The organism is Oleiphilus sp. HI0086 (assembly GCF_001635225.1).
The window spans coordinates 1-1,234 of sequence record NZ_LWFZ01001431.1 but is presented as its reverse complement, the minus strand read 5'-3'; the positions used below and the strand labels follow the sequence as shown (position 1 = coordinate 1,234).

Genomic DNA, 1,234 nt, shown 5'->3' with positions numbered 1-1,234 from the left:
TGCTGCGGTGCCACTTTGATCCAACACGCCATCAATATATATTTTATACGCACCACTACCGGCATCACGTGTTAGCACCACATGATGAAAGCTATCATCATTGATCACACCTGAGGACTTTGACGAGTAATCATTACCAACCGATAAGCCAATATGGCCCGAGGCATCGATCCAGCCCCAAAAGATATCGTCCGAGCCACCCGACTCTTCCACCCCGGCAATACCGGGCGCCTGCCATCCAGTATTATTTCCAACTTGTGTGGTCTTAATCCAAAAGCTCAGAGAAGAAGTCCCCGTTAGAGTTGCCCCCACTTCAGAGCTTTCAATGTAGTCATCAACTCCATCAAAATCGCCTGCTCGGCAAAGGTGTGCTGTACTCGTCGTGTCTAAGCCATTTTGAGAACTTCCATTACTAGGGCTGGCAGAGCTATCCACCACATCGCCTGATGAGCCAGACCAAGCCGTCTCGTCCATTCGAAATTCTGCGACAGGTTCAGGTAGCTCACCTGTGACCGCACATGAACTCAAAGCTGCACTTGGAATAGCTTCCCAACTGCCACCGTCACGGCGCCATTGCAAACGAGCATAAGCTTGACCAGTATGCTCAAAGTGCTCCATCTGAACGATATAGCCCTGCCCAGAATTTAATGATTGCGCCGCAGAAGTGCTCGAATAACGCGGTCCATGAAGGCTCCAGTCATTAATAATCTCACTACCTTCAAGGTCTAAGCGTACACCATCATCTGAATACAGCCGGAACTCATAACTACCTGTTTGTGTCGGTACCACATAGCCATTCCAACGAATACTGAAACGCTCATTATTTCCAGAGGTACTAGGGAAAATAGTCGGCGTTCCTGAGCCCCAACCAAAATCCACTTGGCTATCTTTACGCAGATATTCCGTACCGGTAAATAAACCTGAAGGCTGAGAAACCTTGGTTCCACTTCCGTTACGTTGATCAAAGTAATGACCAGTTAAACCAGAGAAATCAACGCTGTGATCAGTACCATCCACCGTCAAGGTATATGCCTGGCCCGCTACAATTCCTGTTACCTGCAATACAACCGTTGTGTCACTTTGCTGACTAACACTACTAATCGTCGCTGCATTTAAGGAGTAGTAGCTAGTATCTAAGGCATCACTATCAATGGTATTGTCGAATTCGACTACCAAGAGATTATCAACACCACAGGCACCATGGACACTATCAACATTCAATACACCACTCGCC

General features: G+C 47.5%; 1 protein-coding gene. It reads right to left on the bottom strand.

From position 1 onward, the window contains the following. On the bottom strand, positions 1 to 1,234 hold a 1,234-nt coding region (locus A3756_RS24380; RefSeq protein ID WP_197481521.1), incomplete at both ends, for a PA14 domain-containing protein.